Below are 15,730 nucleotides of genomic sequence, written 5' to 3' on the forward strand. Positions count from 1 at the left end.
GCCTTACTCGTCTCGGCTGGGTGACGCGAGCTGCAGTTTGACCAACTGTTCGTTTGCCGCCGGCGGCCAGCCGATGCGCTGCTTCTCCAGATACCATGCACCGGCGGCAAATATGATCGCGAGGACGATCCAGATCGCGACGCTTCCGATCTGGGAGCCCAGGTCGCTCGACGAGGACGCTTCGCCTGTGCTGTAGTCGTATTCCGTTGTCGTGGTGATTCCCTCGACCGCGAAGGTCCACAGAATCGGAAGTGCGCACAGCGCGGCGAGGGCGCGAGCGACATGTGCTGGACGCAGTTCGAAGATCATTCATTTCTCCTGGTGATCGACCCGGTGAATCTCACTCTCCTCGAAAGCTATTAGGGTTCGACGGCGCTGTCTGTAGTCGGATCGACGGACACGGATGCGGTGCCGAGCTTCGCTAACCCTTCTGCCGTATCAGTTGCATTCCGTTGTGATCGAACTCGATTCGTCGAACGTCTTCGGTGTCGACCAGCATCGTGGCCATGGCGGTGCGCCGTGGTGGAAGGATACGAATAGTCACTTTGCCTCGCGTGATCGCGGTGAGTTCCCGGACGATGCTCGAGTGGATTCGGTCGCGCACAGCGGGGTTCGCGTCATCCATTCCGTGGTCGTCGAGCAGTACCACCTCGACGCCACGGCTCCGCGCCGAGTACACCGCCTCGACGACATCTGTCTCTTGTAAGGCAGGTGCCCTCAGTGAATCTCGGAGTTGTGCCTCGAGGAGTTCGCATTCTTGTCGCTCGGCGGATGTCAGCGGAACCCCGGAACCGATCCGTTCGAGAAGCGGGCGTGCAAGGAGATCTAGCCTGTCGAGTTGCGCGTCGCGTTCCTCGAGAATCGCAGCGTTAGCGGATGCGGAGGCAATTCGTCGGGTGGACTGCTCCCTGAGTTCGTAGATCACCCTGGCCTGGGGGCGGATGGTGTACGCGAAGAAGGTCGCCATCAGAACAGGACCCGCGTTGATAACCGTCAACGACACTCCGTACATGGCCCCCTGGCCGGTAGTGGAGGACCAGATGGCGGTTACCGACACCATGAGCCCAAGCCCAATCCATGCGAAAGCAGTACGCCCACGAACGCACATGAAGGTGAAGACGGCTGTCGACATCCCGAACATCCACAGTTGAGTCATGTCGTTGACGGGGACTGGAACTACTGACAACACCAAGCCACTCGTGACGGCGCCGGTCAACGACACCAGAATGCTCTGCCCCAGCGGCATCGGGTCGCCCTTGCTCAGAACGAGTGTGAATGCCGCAGTCGAGCACACGACAATTGCCAGAACCATCGGCCAGACGGCTCGGACGTCGGAGGACGTGTAGGCGACCGAGATCACGCAGGTGAGGGCGAAGCATGCAGCCATGAATCGAGCGGCACGGCTGTGCATGCCGAGGAGATCGCGAATATCTCGCCCGTCTGGTCTGGTCACGTCATCACCGTTTCGGGCGCGCTCAAGGTGAGCGTCACAGAAGTGCCGCGACCGGGCGACGATCGAACGACTGCCGATCCGCCGTCGAGTTGACGCATTCTCCCGCGAATGCTGACAGTGATTCCGAGTCGATGTGTCTCGACGGAGCTCGGATCGAAGCCGACGCCGTCGTCCGCGACGACTACCTCGATGCCGGTCGCGGTTGCCGTGACCGTGACCGACCGTCGTGCACTGCTTCCGGCGTGCTTGACGCTGTTGCGCAGCGCCTCGGCCATCGCGCCGGCCATCGCTCGAATCGAATCGGGTGCATATCCGCTCGGATCAGCTCCACCGGAGATGGCGTTGTCGAAGGCGATACCTTCGTCTACTTCCGAAGCGGCTGAACGTAACTGAGCGAGAATTCCGTCGAAGTCGAAGATCGTCTCGTGGTCGGTTCCGGAGCGGAGTTCGTCCAGGCTCGCCACCGTTCTTCGCGACTGAGCGACGACCGAGGGATCGGCATCGTTCCTTGAAGCAGCGAGCAGGGTGGACATCACGGTGTCGTGGATGAGTGCGTCGAATCTCTCGCGCTCGACGGACTTGGCCTCGGCTGCGGCGGCGCCGGCCGCGGCAGCATGAGTGGTGGCGATAGTCGCATCCAGTACTCGGCCGGTGCGCAAGGCCATGACTGCCGCTGCGACGAATACCGCGCAAAATGTCCAGGCGAAGGCGAGGTCGGGAACAAGCAGGTGTGTGGTGGGACTGGTGCGGATTATGTGATTGGTCAATTGCGCGAGTGTTGCCGCCACGAATAGGTGCACGACGGCAGCGGCCGGCCGCCAAGCGGCAGCTGCGGCAAGGCTGGCTACACCGGGGAAATTGGTAATCCACAATGTGAAATCCGTGACGTGCTCACCATTCCACGCGGGCCACCACAGAAGGATGACCACAACGTAGAGAAGCGCATTGGTACTCGCGGCTCGTTTCACCCACTTTGTGTCCGCGTGAAACGTCGATGCTCCCAGTGCCAACCCACTACCGAAAGTCGCGACCACAGCCACGGGCGTCCACCATGACTCGGACAGAGCAGTGGCGTCTGAAATGGCAGGGGCAAGCAATATCAGATAACAGACATAGCCGGCGCCGATGAAACGGCCGAAGAGCCTCAGAATATTGTCAGAAGCGGTAGCGGGTTCGCTGTCGGTGGCTCGGGTCAGAGTTCGTCGATCGTGACTATCTGATCTTGTATCGCTCGCACGAGTAGTTCGCATTTCGTCGGTGCGTTCCTTCCAACGTAGGCATACTTCTCGCGAATCCGGGACAGGTGGGTTCCCACTGTTCCCACGCTTATGTAGAGGTTTTGAGCGACGCGTGACTTCGAATCACTGAGTAGCCACGCCCTCAGAACCTCGACTTCGCGCTCCGAAAGGTGTGGTCCGACAGGTTCTTGTGCCGTGCAGTTTTCCACAGTGACGGTCATGAGTTTCGTCTTTCTTTCGAATAGCGGAATGACAGACTCCCCGACAGCGCCGTCTTCTTACCAGGAGAATGTAAGTCGAAGTTGGCCCTTTGTCCCAGACATCAATTCCTCTGCCCATATTTCCAGGGGCAGCCTTAGCGAAAGTAATTGTCAGCGAAACAGCTTCATTACTGAAGGTCATTGTTGGTCAATGTCAGATTGCTCCCGAAATTCGTCCGTTCCGGAATCGGCAACACCCCGTCCTCGACCGCGCGTTTGTACAGATCAGTCTTTGTGGGGGCCGGCCGTCCGGCGGCCGCATATTTCTGCCTGATGCGCTGGAGGTAGTCGTTGACCGTTTGCGGCGACAATCCGGTAAGCCGCGCAACGCGATCCGCCTTCTCTCCGGATGCGTAAAGTTCGAGTACCTCGAGTTGCCGAGGACTCAGACCCACTTCACCTAGCCCTGGATCCCCGTCAATGGCGGCAGCCCACTCCGTCGTCACCACCTGCCCTCCCGACGCGGCGGAACGAATCGCATCAACCACGACGGCAGTCGGCTCGGACTTTCGTACAACACCCAGCACACCGGCACGGGCAGCCGAGCGAACGAGAAACGGGTTCTCTGCTCCGGTGAAGATCAATGTCTCGAGCCCGGCTGCCCGCAGTTGCTCGACGTTGCTCTTGGGTGATGACCCGTCAGCCAGCCGGAGGTCGAGAATTGCCAGATCGACGGCGACGTTCTGGGCGAGCAGTTCGGACACGGTGGTCGCGATGCACACCAACTCGAGATCTGGCTCGTCCTTCAGCATCACGGACAAGCCGATAGCCACCGACTCGTGGTCTTCGACCAGCCCTACACGGCGATGTGGAAATGCAGTTTGCTCTGACATACGAACGACCCCCTCCTCTCGATGCGAAGACGTTATCAGGGAAGCTGACCGGTTGGTCTGGATAAAGTTATCGGCTGGCTAAGTTTTGAAGTCAGCCTGGACTGTTTTACGTTTCAGCTCTACAGTTGTCTTGTGACCGAGACCACGTCTGATGCGAAAGTAAGCCGTACGCAGGCCGAACGAACTGCCGCGATGCGTGGGCGCCTGCTCGACGCCGCCGTTGAATCGTTAGTCGAACTGGGCTACGCACGGACCAGTACGCAAGAGATCGCCCGCCGCGCAGGCGTTTCGCGGGGTACGCAACTGCACCATTTTCCGACAAAGGAATCGCTGGTCGTTGCGGCCGTCGAGTATCTGGTCGACAAGCGACTGGAAGAAATCCTCACCGCTGAAGTGGATCGCGGTCGAGGCCTCGAGGTCCTGGCGGACGCGTTTTCCGGGCCGCTGTTCTATGCCGCTCTCGAATTGTGGGTCGCGGCGCGAACCGATCCCGTTCTGCACGCGGCGACGGTGCCCCTCGAACGCAAGGTCAGTGAGGCACTCGAATTCGGTAGCGCGGAGTTGTTCGGCGAACGCTTCGATTCCGAATCGGTCGAACTCACCATCGAACTCGTCCGTGGGCTTGCCGTCTCAGCCCTTTTCCGTACATCCGAAGCCGACGACGCGCTCAGAGCGCGACTGTTGCCGGCCTGGCAATCCCGAGTGGAGAAGAAGTGAAGCTTCCCGAACATGTCGAAACGTTGATCGTCGGTGCCGGATTCGCGGGTATGGGCTTGGCGGCCAGAATGCTTCGCGACAACCGAGCAGCGGACGTCGTGTTGATCGAGCGCGGAGCTGACATCGGCGGCACCTGGCGAGACAACACCTATCCAGGTTGTGCCTGTGACGTGCCGACGGCGTTGTACTCGTATTCGTTTGCACCGAGCGCAGATTGGAGTCACACGTTCGCTCGTCAGCCCGAGATTTACGCCTACCTGAAGAAGGTGGCTGCAGACACCGGCATCGGGGATCGCGTAGTACTGAACTGCGAACTCGAAGCTGCTGTCTGGGACGAGGATGCGGCGCTGTGGCGTATTCGAACATCCCGAGGGTCCTTGACGGCCAAGACGTTGGTCGCCGCAACGGGGGCGTTGTCGACACCCAAGATTCCGGACTTTCCCGGTCTCGACCAATTCTCCGGTACCACTTTCCATTCGGCGACGTGGAACCACGAACACGAACTGCGTGGTGAGCGCGTAGCCGTGATCGGAACGGGAGCGTCGGCGGTTCAGTTCGTTCCCGAAATTGCCGATCCGGCGGCCCACGTCACCGTGTTTCAGAGAACTCCGGCCTGGGTGATCCCGCGAATGGATCGCGCCCTACCTGCCGCACAGAAGACCGTGTACTCGCGGATTCCCGCTACGCAGAAGGTGGTTCGAGGATGGGTTTACGGCTTCCGTGAGCTGCTCGGTGCCGCGATGTCGCACGCGACGTGGGTGCTGCCTGCTTTCGAGGCGGCCGCGCGCGTCCATCTGCGCCGACAGGTGAAAGATCCGGTGTTGCGCCGGAAACTGACTCCCGATTTCACGATCGGTTGCAAGCGCATGCTTCTGTCCAACGACTGGTTGCGCACCCTTGACCGCGCGGACGTGAGTCTGGTCGACAGTGGGCTCGTCTCGGTCACCGAAAACGGAGTGGTCGACGGACGCGGCGTCGAGCACAAGGTCGACACCATCATCTTCGCCACGGGGTTCACGCCGACGGAACCTCCTGTAGCGCATCTGATCACAGGAAAGCGGGGAGAGACGCTTGCCGCGCATTGGAACGGAAGCCCCAATGCGTACAAAGGCACTGCGGTGAGCGGGTTCCCGAATCTGTTCCTCATGTACGGTCCGAACACCAACCTCGGTCACAGTTCGATCGTCTACATGCTCGAGTCCCAGGCCGAGTACGTCAACGACGCCTTGAACACCATGAAGCGTGAGCGACTGGACGCTCTCGATGTCAACGAGTCGGTACAGGTGCACTACAACAAGGGAATTCAGCACGAGTTGAAGCACACGGTGTGGAACAAGGGTGGATGCTCGAGCTGGTACATCGATCCGGAGGGACGCAACTCGGTGCAGTGGCCGACGTTCACTTTCAAATTCCGGTCGCTGCTGGAGCATTTCGATCGTGAGAACTACTCGGCTCGCAAGATCGAGAGCGTAGAGGCATGACCACGACGCACTACGACGTGGTGGTGGTCGGATCGGGATTCGGTGGCAGTGTCGCCGCTCTTCGCCTGACGGAGAAGGGTTACCGCGTCGGGGTGCTTGAAGCCGGTCGACGGTTTTCCGACGACGAGCTACCCGAAACCAGTTGGCGACTGCGAAAGTATCTGTGGGCGCCGTGGATTGGGTGCTACGGCGTGCAGCGAATCCATCTGCTTCCGGATGTGCTGGTGATGGCGGGATCCGGGGTTGGCGGAGGATCGTTGAACTACGCCAACACGTTGTATCAGCCACCCAAGCGGTTCTTCGAAGACCGTCAGTGGGCGCACATCACGGACTGGCACGACGAGCTGGCGCCGTACTACGACCAGGCCAAGCGGATGTTGGGTGTTCGCACCAATCCGTCCTTCACTCCCGCCGATGCGGTGATGAAGGAGGTAGCGGAAGAAATGGGTGTGGGAGAGACTTTCACGTCCACACCCGTCGGCGTCTTCTTCGGGGAGGCGGGAGTTTCCGTGCCGGACCCATTCTTCGGCGGGAAGGGACCCGAGCGTACCGGCTGCACCGAATGCGGGGGATGCATGACCGGGTGCCGCGTCGGGGCAAAGAACACGCTGGTCAAGAACTACCTCCATCTTGCCGAGCAAGCGGGCGCCAGAGTGCATCCGCTCACGACCGTCACCGACCTGCGGCCGGCGGCAAGCGGTGGGTACCACCTGCTGGCGAGGCGAACGGATGGCGTCCGCCGACGAGAAGTTCGGTTCACCGCCGACCAAGTGGTGGTTGCCGCCGGAACGTACGGAACGGCGAGACTGCTGCTCGGTATGAAGGAATCCGGTGCCTTGCCGGGCCTGTCGGACACTCTGGGCACCGTCATACGTACCAATTCCGAAGCCGTACTGGCCGCAACGTCGAAGTCGCGTCGACAGAACTTTACGCAGGGTGTCGCGATCACATCGTCATTTCACCCCGACGATCACACTCACATCGAACCGGTGCGATACGGCAAGGGCAGCAATGCAATAGGGCTTCTGCAGACCGTCCTGAGTGACGGAGGTGGGCGAACTCCCCGGGTGCTGAAGACCCTGGCTGTCGCGGCCCGGCACCCAGGGGCATTCTTGCGATCGTTGTCGGTGCGGAACTGGTCCGAGCGAACCGTCATCGCGCTGGTGATGCAGACCGACGACAACTCCCTCGAACTCTCCAAGAACACCAAACGATTCGGACGTTCACTCACCAGCAGGCCGGGACCGGGTGATCCGCCTCCTCAGTGGATTCCGCAGGGCCATAAAGCTATTCGTAAGGTAGCCGCTAAGATCGACGGCGACCCGGGAGGTTCCATCGCCGAGATCGTGAACATCCCGATGACGGCGCACTTTCTGGGCGGCTGCGCGATCGGTGACGACGCGTCCAGTGGCGTCGTGGACCCGTATCTGCGTGCATACGGTCATGAGGGACTGCACGTCATGGACGGTTCGGTGGTGAGCGCGAATCTCGGAGTGAATCCTTCCCTGACCATCACGGCACAGGCGGAACGAGCGTGCGCGATGTGGCCGAACAAAGGTGGCGCGGACGCCCGCCCGGAGGCCGGCGAGCCATACGTACGTATCGATCCGACTTTGCCGTCCGATCCGGTGGTGCCGACGCATGCACCAGGAGCTTTGCGGCTTCCCCTGACCATTCGAGCTGAGAAGGTGTCCGATGTGGAGCGTGCCTGAATCGACAAGTGACCGCGTCGACTGGCCGGTGAGTGATCCGCCGCCATGGCCTGCTCGCGTTCGCGCGACATTGTGGTGGCACCGCAGTACGTCGGCGGCGCGCGAGCTCGGGCCGGACGGTCGAACGATCCCGATGACGGTGGCCATGATGGTGGACTACCTTGATTCTCCGGTCGGTCCGTATCGCGAGATCCTCGCCAGCCCCGTCTTGCATGCGCCGGGAAAACGGATCGGGCCGATGCCGCGAATGACGGTCCCTTTCATCGCGGTGGATTCGGAACCGTCGGTGCACGGCGGACGGGTCCACTGGCAACTGCCGAAGGTTCTGGCCGAGTTCGACGGAGACGTGCAGCGGAAATTCACGGCAACCGGTGACGGATGGCGGGTGCGCTCGGACACGCGGATGTTCGGGCCGCGTCTGCCGATTGCCGGGGCGTTGGGGTTTGCACAGCCGGAATCCGGCGGCGGTGTGGCGATTGCGTCGGCGAGGCTGACCGGATCGTTCCGATACGCGCGTGTGAGCGTCGAGGCAGAGGGGCCGACACTGCCGAGCTGGCTGGCTGCGGGCACCCATCACGGTGTCGTGATTCTGGGCGGCAAAATGACTACGGGAGCAGCCGAGCACAGGTAGTAGTTGGTTTGACCCGCGGAAAAGCGACCAAGGCCGCCCCTGTCAGGGACCGGGCGGCCTTGGTCGCGTGGTGTGAAAGTCAGGTGTCGACGTCCCACAGGCGCCTCTCGGCGGGTGGTCGCTCGCAGCGACAAAAGGGGTGGGGCCCGGGGCTTGTTCGGACGCCGACAGGGTGTTCAACGGTGGTCTGCCCGAATTTGTTCCCGGGGATCGCCAAGTAGTTTCAGACGCGGTGTGCAGTGAGTTCAGGCAGGGCCGAAGAGTTCAGGCAGGGCCGAGTTGGGCGAGTTCCTTTTTCAGTGCCGTGCACAGGTCCGATCCCGCGGGGCCGCTCAGCGCTGACCGCAGTCGGTTGAAATAAGTTCGCGGCGACAGACCGAAAGTGACGAAGATGTCCTCGGCAGTGGCACCGTTCCACGGGCGCCACAGGATTGCGAAGTCGATGAGGTCGTCCGCATACGACCCACGATTTCGCGAGCGTTTGGCGCGTCGAACCTGACATTCGTGGGTGGTTGCGACGCTCGTCCCTGCACAGGGCTGAGGTGGCATCTTCGTCACTCGGTTCACAGGAGTCTCCTGAGCTGGTCGGGCACTCACATGACCAGCACGCCGCCGTCCACGGGCAGTGCGACGCCGGTGATGTAACGCGCTTCGTCGGAAGCGAGGAATTTGACGGCGTTGGTGACATCGTCGTTCTCGACCCACGGGATCGGGTAGAGGATCATGTCGCCGGAGGCCTTGGCGAAGTCGTCGCGACCCGGATTGTCCGTGCCGGGAACGAACTGGTTGTACATCGCCTGGTTCTGCACCATCTCGGTGTCGACCTGCGTCGGGTTCACGGTATTGACGCGAATGCGATGCGGAGCGAGTTCCTGGGCGAGGGTCTTCATCAATCCCACGACGCCGTGCTTGGCCGAAACATAGTGTCCGACGCCCGTGTACGCGCGTAGCCCGGCAACGGAGGCAGTGAGAACGATCGCGCCGCCGGTGCCTTGTTCGATCATGTGGGGGATCGCGGCCTTGACGGTGCGCCACACACCGCTGAGGTTGACGTCGATCATTTCGCCCCACTTCTCCTCGTCCAACTCGTGCGCGTTCCCGAAGGAGAGGATGCCTGCGTTGGCGATGACGATGTCGACGTGACCGAAGCGATCGAGCCCGGCTTCAAGGGCCAGCTTGACCGAGTCGAAGTTGCGCACGTCGGCGTGCGAGAAGATGATCTTGCCGCCTGCTTCTTCGACGAGACGGATTGTTTCCTGGACGTCGTCCTCCGTGGCCAAGGGGTACGGCACGGTGTCGTTGTCCTTGACGGAGTCGAGAGCGATGATGTTCGCGCCCTCCTGCGCCAGCCGCAATGCGTGATTACGCCCTTGTCCGCGAGCAGCACCCGTGATGAATGCGACCTTGCCTTCGAATCGTCCGGTCATGGGGATCCTCCTGTTGCTGAAATTGTTGTGTACGTGGTTGATCGGAGAGCTATTTGACGAGTACGCCTGCATCGACGGGCAGTGCGACGCCGGTGATGTACCTGGCTTCGTCGGACGCGAGGAATAGCACGGCATTGCTGACGTCGACGGATTCGACCCACGGGATGGGCAGCGCGTTCATTGCTTGCGACAACGGGGCGAAATCCTTACGGGTCGGCTTGTCGATGTCCGGACAGAACAACTTGTACATCGCGTCGTTCATGATCATCGGAGTGTCGACCTGGGTGGGGTTCACCGTGTTGACCCGGATTCGGTGGGGGGCGAGTTCTTGGGCGAGGGTTTTCATCAATCCGTTGACGCCATGTTTTGCGGCTGTGTAGTGCGCGATGTTGCCGTATCCCTTGAGTCCGGCCGCCGAACTGGTCAGGATGATCGCGCCCCCGACGCCCTGTTCGATGAGGTAGGGGATTGCTGCTTTGGCGGTTCGCCACGTGCCGCTGAGATCGATGTCGACGACAGTGCCCCACTGGCTTTCGGTGAGTTCGTGTGTAGGCGAGGGGATGTTGATACCGACGTTGGCACAGACGATATCGACGTGCCCGAACTGGTCGACTCCGCGGCCGAGGACACCCTTGATCGCGGTGAAGTCGCGAACATCGGCCACCTCGGCCAGAATTCGTCCACCGACGGCCTCGACCGACCGGACGGTCTCGGCGAGGTCGGCTTCGCTTGCCAGCGAGTACGGAACGCCTTCGACGTCGGAGCAGATGTCGAGCGCGATGATGTCTGCGCCTTCCTCGGCCAAGCGGATCGCATGTGCACGGCCCTGGCCGCGTGCTGCGCCGGTGACGAACGCGACCTTGCCCGAAACTCTTCCGGTGGTGCGTGCTCTGGTGGTCACTTGATCACTCCGTATCGGCGTCGGTCAATGGTGAGGGCAACTGCGGCAATCACCACGATGCCCTTGATAACGAGTTGTGTGTAGGGGTCGACGGAGGTCAGGTCCATTCCGGCGCTCAGCAACACGATCACGAGAGCGCCGAGGATCGTTCGATGTGGGCCGCCGACGCCACCGGACAGTGCGGTGCCGCCCACCACCACGGCTGCAATGGAATTGAGCAGGCTGGGGCCTGCACCCATCGGGACGCCGGTGCTGGCCTGGCCGGTGAAGATGATTCCGGCAATCGCGGCGACGGCTCCGGCGACCGCGAAGACCGCAAGTTTGGTGCGTCGTACGCGAACACCGACGAGTGCCGCGGCGCGTTCGTTGCCACCGACCGCATACATGTGGCGACCGAACGACGTACCGAATGCCAGGACTGTCGCGCCGATGGTCAGCAGGATTGCAATCAGTGCCCCGTTGGGGACGTTGGGAATCATTGACTCGTTCACCAGGCTCTGGAGAAGATTCGAATTATAGGAAACAGGACCGCCTTTGGAGACGGTGTTGGAAATTCCGTCGAGTACGGACATCATTCCCAGCGTCACCAGGAACGACGGAACCTTGAGCATTGTCGTGATCAGTCCGTTGACCAGTCCGACCAGGGCCCCGGCGACGATCACCATGACTATCGCCAACGGGCCACCGAACTTGTCGATCCACGTGGCGATCAGAATTCCGGCGAGAGTGGCCGTCGCCGCCACCGAAAGATCGATACCACCGATCAGGATGACAAACGTGCCGGCGAGCGCGAGCACGGTCAGGAAAGCCATCTGGTTGAGAATGTTCTGCGCGGACGTCGCAGTGATGAAACTTTCCGTGCGCCACTGGAAATAGATGATCAGGACCAGCACTGCAACCGTCGGAACAACTATGTTGCGGTGCTGATCGAGTCGACTCAGCAGACCGCGCGCGCCTGACGGCGCTGCGGCATCGCTGGCCGGCGATTGCTTCGAGAGTGTCTGGGTCACTGCATTCCTCACATCATGTGCTTGATCACGTCGACTTCGGCGGGCTTGTGCTCTGCAGGGGCCGCCAGCTCTGCGCTGATGACCCCGTCCTTCATGACCACGATTCGGTCGGACATTCCGATCACTTCTTCGAGAGATTCGGCGCACAGCAGCACACCGACCCCCGACGCAGCCATCGATCGGACCAAACCGTAGATCTCCTCTCGCGTTCCGACGTCGATTCCGCGCGTCGGATCGCTGAGGACCAGCACTTTGCATTCGCGACCTTGCCACCGAGCGAAGATCGCCTTCTGTTGGTTTCCGCCACTGAGTTCCCCGATGGGCGTCGACAACGACGGGGCCTTGACCTGCAGCGCGCGGGCCAGCTGCGTCGTCCGTTCCCTTTCGGTGCGCAGACGCAATAGCCGCGTCCACGGGTGGCGGAGGAGATCGAGGAAGCCGATCGAGATGTTGTTTCTGATCGATGCGCTGCGGAACAGGGAGTCCTGGGCGCGCTCCGGTGGGACGTACAGGACTCCGGCTGCCACGGCGGCGGGAACCGACCAGTGCTCGTGCGCAGTACCTTCGACGTGAATTGAACCCGTCGACAACGACTCCGCACCCGCGACTGCTGCAGCCACCGACGCTTTCCCCGAACCGATGACTCCAGCCAGTCCCACTACCTCGCCCGGTCGCACAACAAGATCGACCGACTCGAACTCGCCTGCGCTGCTTGCATCTCGGAGTTCGATCAACGGCTTCGTCGACAGTGCTCCGGTCTGTTCGCCTTCGCGGTAGTAGTCGGCGCTGCGCTCGCTACCCACCATCAACTCGTGCAGTTGCTCCGCCGTGACGCCGTCAGCGGAGAGCGTTTCGATGGACCGCCCGTCGCGAAGTACGAGTAGCCGTGTGCTGATCCGCAGGACGTCTTGCAGGATGTGAGAGACGAAGATGAACGACACCCGATCGCGCCACCCCTCGATCAACGCGAAGAGGATTTCCACCTCGGTCTCGGTCAACGCGCTTGTCGGCTCGTCGAGCAGGATCACCGGCGCTTCGGTGGCGTCGGTGATCCGCGAGAAGGCACGTGCGATCTCGACCAGTTGCCTTTGCGGGTAGGTTAATTCGGCGACAACGGCGTCGGCGCGCAGCCCCTCGATGCCGAGTGTGTCGAGTAGCGACTGGGCGGCGTCGCGCATTCTCCGACGCCGGCCGGGTCCCCAACCACCTATCTCGCCCTCACGTCCGAGATAGATGTTCTCGTACACCCGCAGTGCATCGACCAATGACTGCTCCTGGACCACCACGGAGATTCCGAGTTCGCGGAGAGTACGCGAGTCGCCGAGTTCCACGTGTGTCCCGTTGACATCGAGGATTCCGGCGTCGGGACGCACCGTTCCCGTCAAAACGCCGATCAGCGTTGACTTTCCGGCGCCGTTCTCACCGATCAAGCCGAGAACGTCACCTCGGCTGACGTCGAGTGAGACGTCCTGGAGGGCGTGAACGGGTCCGTAGCTCTTGCAGACCCCACGCAAGCTGATGGTTGCTGTGTCGCTCACCTTCGTATCACTCATTCTCAGGCCACGAGTTGGTCTTTGTACTGCAGCAACGGGCCCGAGCGGAACGCGGCTGCGTACTCGGTGCGTACTCCGGTGATATCTGCAGAGTTCCAAGCGCTGTTCAGCGTGTATTGGTCCTGCGATACGCCGGCGTAGTACTCCCGCGGATCGATCGGGTTGAGTACGGTCTGCGGGTCCCAATCGTCAGGATGCAGGGCCTTGCTCATTTTTGCCCAGTCGAACGGAAGTGTGGGTGCGTACACGGTTTTCAGTACGTCGTCGGCGATCTCCGGAGTCACCAGGAGTGCTCCCTGTGAAAGGAATCGCTCCGGCAGAGACAGGTCGACGCCGTTGAGTTGATCGAAGATGGTGACACCGAGAATTCCTGCCGTGAGTCCGCCGACCGTCGCACTGGTCAGGTATTGCTTTCCCTGCGCGATGTATTCGACGTTCTGCTTGTTACCGTCGAATCCGACCACGATCTTGCCGGTGATCTTCGCGGCGTCCAGTGCCGCAATGACTCCTGCAGCTTGACTGTCGTTCTGCGCGAACACCCCGACGAAGTCCGGCACCGAAGGCAAGATGTTCGTGAACGCCTTTCTCGCGTCTTCCGAAGTCCAGTTGCCCGGCGACGCGGTGACGATCTTGATTCCCGGGTAGTCCTTGGCCGCGGCGTTCAGTCCAGCTGTCCGTTGATCGTCGGAAGACGAACCCTTCTGCCCCGGAACATGAATGATGGTTCCGTTGCCGCCGACCTTGTCGAACAAAGCCTTGGCGGTTGCGACGGCGATCTTGGTGGACGGCGGTGTGATGAAGCGGACCCACTTGTCCGCGTCGGCCGGTGTGTACCAGGCGGGCGCCGTGTACGAGCTGGCATACAGAATCCCGGCTGCCTGGCAGGCTTTCGTGACAGCTGCCGCTTGAGCTTCGGTGGCGGGAGTACCGAAGATCGACTTGCCGCCCGAAGCGCGGACGTTGCCTACCTGTCCCAGCGCAGTGTTGACGTTGCCCTGGTCCTCCACCGAGGACATGCTCACGCCCAGCGCGTCCATCGCCTGCTTGCCGCCGTCCGAGAACGCGACGAAGTAGTCGTTGGAGAGAGTTGTGACCTGGCAGAGGGTCTTTTCCTGGACTTTGCCCGCGCCAGCGCCACCGCCGGCGGCGGTACTGGTGGAACTGCCGCCTGCTCCGCAGGCCACTGCGCCGAGGGTGATGCCTGCTGCGCCCATTGCGGCGAAGAAGGAACGTCGGGTCAGTGGATGAGAGAACGTCGCGTTTCGCGCGACGTCCACGATCTTCGATTCGATCGAAGGCATGATCACATCCTTGGTCTCACAAGAGGGGGCTCGAGAGGTTGTCTCGAGGTGTGGAGGAAACGGGAGATTTCGCTACTTCGCCAGCAGATGCGTTGTGAACCAACGGGAAGCGTGTTCGGCCGCTACTGCGAGCTTGGACTGATCGCTGTAGAGCGTCATGTGCGACGTGTGCGGTAGGACGACAAGTTCTTTCTTCGGAGTCGGGATGTTGTTGAAACTCTCGATCTCCAAGTCCCACAACGTGAGGTCGTCGCCTTCGGCGACGATCATCATCGACGGCGTGTCGAGAATCCGGGGTACGAAGTAGTTGACGTCGTAGTCGAGCAGGAGATCGACGGATTCCATGGTCGAACTGTTCTGGTAGAGAGGAGCTTCGGTGGCTTGAAGTGCCGCGAAGGTCGTCTTCGTCTCGGGGAACGGCCAGGACGACAGCTCTTCCTCGGGGTTCTCGCTCGCATGCGCGATGTGCAGTCGCTGATCCGGATCGTCGAAGCGGAGTCGGCGATCTTCGAGAATTGCGTCCCACAGCTTTCGATAACCCATGGTCCCGTGGATCCGACGCATGTTGCGGTACCCGTCGATCACCGGAATCTGAGACACGATGGCCTTCACCCGGGGATCGGTCGCGGCGAGAATCATCACGTGGCCGCCGGAGTAGGAAATTCCCCAGGCGCCGAGACGGTCGTTGTCGATGCCGGGAGTGCGCTCGAGAAAGCTGAGCGCGTTCTGATAGTCACGAATCTGTTGCTTCGGGTCCAGATGTTGGCGGGGCTCACCGTCCGAGACGCCCAGGTTGCGGTAGTCGAAGACCAGCGCAGCCATACCGGCCGTCACGAAGGCCTCGGCGTAATAGGGCATGACCAATTCGCGGACGTAGCACCAACCGCCTGCCAGTACGACGGCCGGAACGTCGTCGTCGGTGTCGGGTCGGTACAGCCACCCGCGAACGGTGACTCCGTCGCTGGAGAATTCGACATCTTCACGGCGCATTGCGCGACTCCTCATGTAACGAGTGAAAGCTGAACGGAAGTAGGTACGAAAGAAAACGGACGGTCTTGTCGCCGTGCGTATTACGGCATCGACGCGGTTCGCTCGTGCCAACTGCCCCGAGCGGATCGTCGCGGATCCGAAGTACTCCGTAATCGTGAGTCACCTCACAGCCTTTGTCAAGTGCCACTGGACAGCAAGGAAAATCCGTCGGTATAGTCCTGCT

At 61.3% G+C, this 15,730-nt stretch carries 16 protein-coding genes; 4 read left to right on the top strand and 12 right to left on the bottom strand.

Features of this window, described 5'->3' with window-relative positions:
- Positions 1-3 precede the first annotated feature (3 nt).
- The 5 genes from ACFWEM_RS21965 to ACFWEM_RS21985 form a co-directional block, all read right to left on the bottom strand.
- Complete coding sequence (locus ACFWEM_RS21965) at positions 4-309, bottom strand: hypothetical protein (protein ID WP_378537026.1); 306 nt, start codon at positions 307-309, stop codon at positions 4-6.
- A 112-nt stretch (positions 310-421) separates the two neighbouring features.
- Entirely contained in the window at positions 422-1,453 is a 1,032-nt protein-coding gene (locus tag ACFWEM_RS21970; protein ID WP_378537028.1) for a hypothetical protein, read from the bottom strand.
- Positions 1,450-2,493 (bottom strand): sensor histidine kinase, encoded by a 1,044-nt coding sequence (locus ACFWEM_RS21975; RefSeq protein ID WP_378537030.1) that lies wholly within the window; start codon positions 2,491-2,493, stop codon positions 1,450-1,452. The genes ACFWEM_RS21970 and ACFWEM_RS21975 overlap by 4 nt, the downstream gene beginning before the upstream one ends.
- A 152-nt stretch (positions 2,494-2,645) precedes the next feature.
- Entirely contained in the window at positions 2,646-2,912 is a 267-nt protein-coding gene (locus ACFWEM_RS21980; protein ID WP_378537032.1) for a response regulator transcription factor, read from the bottom strand.
- A 167-nt stretch (positions 2,913-3,079) separates the two neighbouring features.
- Positions 3,080-3,784, bottom strand: coding sequence for a LuxR C-terminal-related transcriptional regulator (locus ACFWEM_RS21985; RefSeq protein WP_378537034.1), 705 nt, complete (start codon positions 3,782-3,784; stop codon positions 3,080-3,082).
- A gap of 192 nt (positions 3,785-3,976) precedes the next feature.
- Here ACFWEM_RS21985 and ACFWEM_RS21990 point away from each other — a divergent pair, with 192 nt between their 5' ends.
- Genes ACFWEM_RS21990 through ACFWEM_RS22005 form a run of 4 tightly spaced genes read left to right on the top strand, consistent with a single transcriptional unit; the run spans position 3,977 to position 8,325 of the window.
- Entirely contained in the window at positions 3,977-4,501 is a 525-nt protein-coding gene (locus ACFWEM_RS21990; protein ID WP_378537175.1) for a TetR/AcrR family transcriptional regulator, read from the top strand.
- Entirely contained in the window at positions 4,498-5,982 is a 1,485-nt protein-coding gene (locus ACFWEM_RS21995) for a flavin-containing monooxygenase (protein ID WP_378537036.1), read from the top strand. The genes ACFWEM_RS21990 and ACFWEM_RS21995 overlap by 4 nt, the downstream gene beginning before the upstream one ends.
- Complete coding sequence (locus ACFWEM_RS22000; RefSeq protein WP_378537038.1) at positions 5,979-7,694, top strand: GMC oxidoreductase; 1,716 nt, start codon at positions 5,979-5,981, stop codon at positions 7,692-7,694. Before ACFWEM_RS21995 ends, ACFWEM_RS22000 begins: the two co-directional genes overlap by 4 nt.
- Positions 7,678-8,325: a hypothetical protein gene (locus ACFWEM_RS22005; protein WP_378537040.1), complete on the top strand. Its 648-nt coding sequence runs from the start codon at positions 7,678-7,680 to the stop codon at positions 8,323-8,325. The genes ACFWEM_RS22000 and ACFWEM_RS22005 overlap by 17 nt, the downstream gene beginning before the upstream one ends.
- A gap of 264 nt (positions 8,326-8,589) precedes the next feature.
- On the opposite strand, the gene ACFWEM_RS22010 is transcribed toward ACFWEM_RS22005, so the two are convergent.
- The 7 genes from ACFWEM_RS22010 to ACFWEM_RS22040 all read right to left on the bottom strand — a co-directional run bounded on the left by ACFWEM_RS22010 (position 8,590) and on the right by ACFWEM_RS22040 (position 15,507).
- Positions 8,590-8,883 carry a hypothetical protein gene (locus tag ACFWEM_RS22010; protein ID WP_378537042.1) on the bottom strand — a complete coding sequence of 98 codons (294 nt, stop codon included), beginning with the start codon at positions 8,881-8,883 and terminating at the stop codon, positions 8,590-8,592.
- A gap of 35 nt (positions 8,884-8,918) precedes the next feature.
- Entirely contained in the window at positions 8,919-9,752 is an 834-nt protein-coding gene (locus ACFWEM_RS22015; protein ID WP_020905939.1) for a mycofactocin-coupled SDR family oxidoreductase, read from the bottom strand.
- A gap of 49 nt (positions 9,753-9,801) precedes the next feature.
- Positions 9,802-10,653 (bottom strand): mycofactocin-coupled SDR family oxidoreductase, encoded by an 852-nt coding sequence (locus ACFWEM_RS22020; protein WP_378537044.1) that lies wholly within the window; start codon positions 10,651-10,653, stop codon positions 9,802-9,804.
- On the bottom strand, positions 10,650-11,663 hold the full coding sequence (locus ACFWEM_RS22025; RefSeq protein ID WP_378537046.1) for an ABC transporter permease: 1,014 nt from the start codon (positions 11,661-11,663) through the stop codon (positions 10,650-10,652). The genes ACFWEM_RS22020 and ACFWEM_RS22025 overlap by 4 nt, the downstream gene beginning before the upstream one ends.
- A gap of 8 nt (positions 11,664-11,671) precedes the next feature.
- Complete coding sequence (locus tag ACFWEM_RS22030) at positions 11,672-13,201, bottom strand: sugar ABC transporter ATP-binding protein (RefSeq protein ID WP_378537048.1); 1,530 nt, start codon at positions 13,199-13,201, stop codon at positions 11,672-11,674.
- Positions 13,202-13,218: 17 nt separating this feature from the next.
- Positions 13,219-14,517, bottom strand: a complete 1,299-nt coding sequence (locus tag ACFWEM_RS22035; RefSeq protein ID WP_143542547.1) for a sugar ABC transporter substrate-binding protein — start codon at positions 14,515-14,517, stop codon at positions 13,219-13,221.
- A 72-nt stretch (positions 14,518-14,589) separates the two neighbouring features.
- Positions 14,590-15,507, bottom strand: a complete 918-nt coding sequence (locus ACFWEM_RS22040; protein ID WP_054187024.1) for an alpha/beta hydrolase — start codon at positions 15,505-15,507, stop codon at positions 14,590-14,592.
- Between the last annotated feature and the right edge of the window lie 223 nt (positions 15,508-15,730).

Source organism: Rhodococcus sp. NPDC060176 (assembly GCF_042728675.1).
In the GTDB taxonomy this organism is placed as follows: domain Bacteria; phylum Actinomycetota; class Actinomycetes; order Mycobacteriales; family Mycobacteriaceae; genus Rhodococcus_F.

Excerpts from the sequence above, each read along its gene's own strand:
- ACFWEM_RS21990 (WP_378537175.1), top strand. The coding sequence starts at position 3,977 with ATGCGTGGGCGCCTGCTCGACGCCGCCGTTGAATCGTTAGTCGAACTG.
- ACFWEM_RS22000 (WP_378537038.1), top strand. The coding sequence starts at position 5,979 with ATGACCACGACGCACTACGACGTGGTGGTGGTCGGATCGGGATTCGGT.
- ACFWEM_RS22015 (WP_020905939.1), bottom strand. The coding sequence starts at position 9,752 with ATGACCGGACGATTCGAAGGCAAGGTCGCATTCATCACGGGTGCTGCT.
- ACFWEM_RS22040 (WP_054187024.1), bottom strand. The coding sequence starts at position 15,507 with ATGCGCCGTGAAGATGTCGAATTCTCCAGCGACGGAGTCACCGTTCGC.
- ACFWEM_RS22035 (WP_143542547.1), bottom strand. The coding sequence starts at position 14,517 with ATGCCTTCGATCGAATCGAAGATCGTGGACGTCGCGCGAAACGCGACG.
- ACFWEM_RS21985 (WP_378537034.1), bottom strand. The coding sequence starts at position 3,784 with ATGTCAGAGCAAACTGCATTTCCACATCGCCGTGTAGGGCTGGTCGAA.
- ACFWEM_RS21980 (WP_378537032.1), bottom strand. The coding sequence starts at position 2,912 with ATGACCGTCACTGTGGAAAACTGCACGGCACAAGAACCTGTCGGACCA.
- ACFWEM_RS22005 (WP_378537040.1), top strand. The coding sequence starts at position 7,678 with ATGTGGAGCGTGCCTGAATCGACAAGTGACCGCGTCGACTGGCCGGTG.
- ACFWEM_RS21965 (WP_378537026.1), bottom strand. The coding sequence starts at position 309 with ATGATCTTCGAACTGCGTCCAGCACATGTCGCTCGCGCCCTCGCCGCG.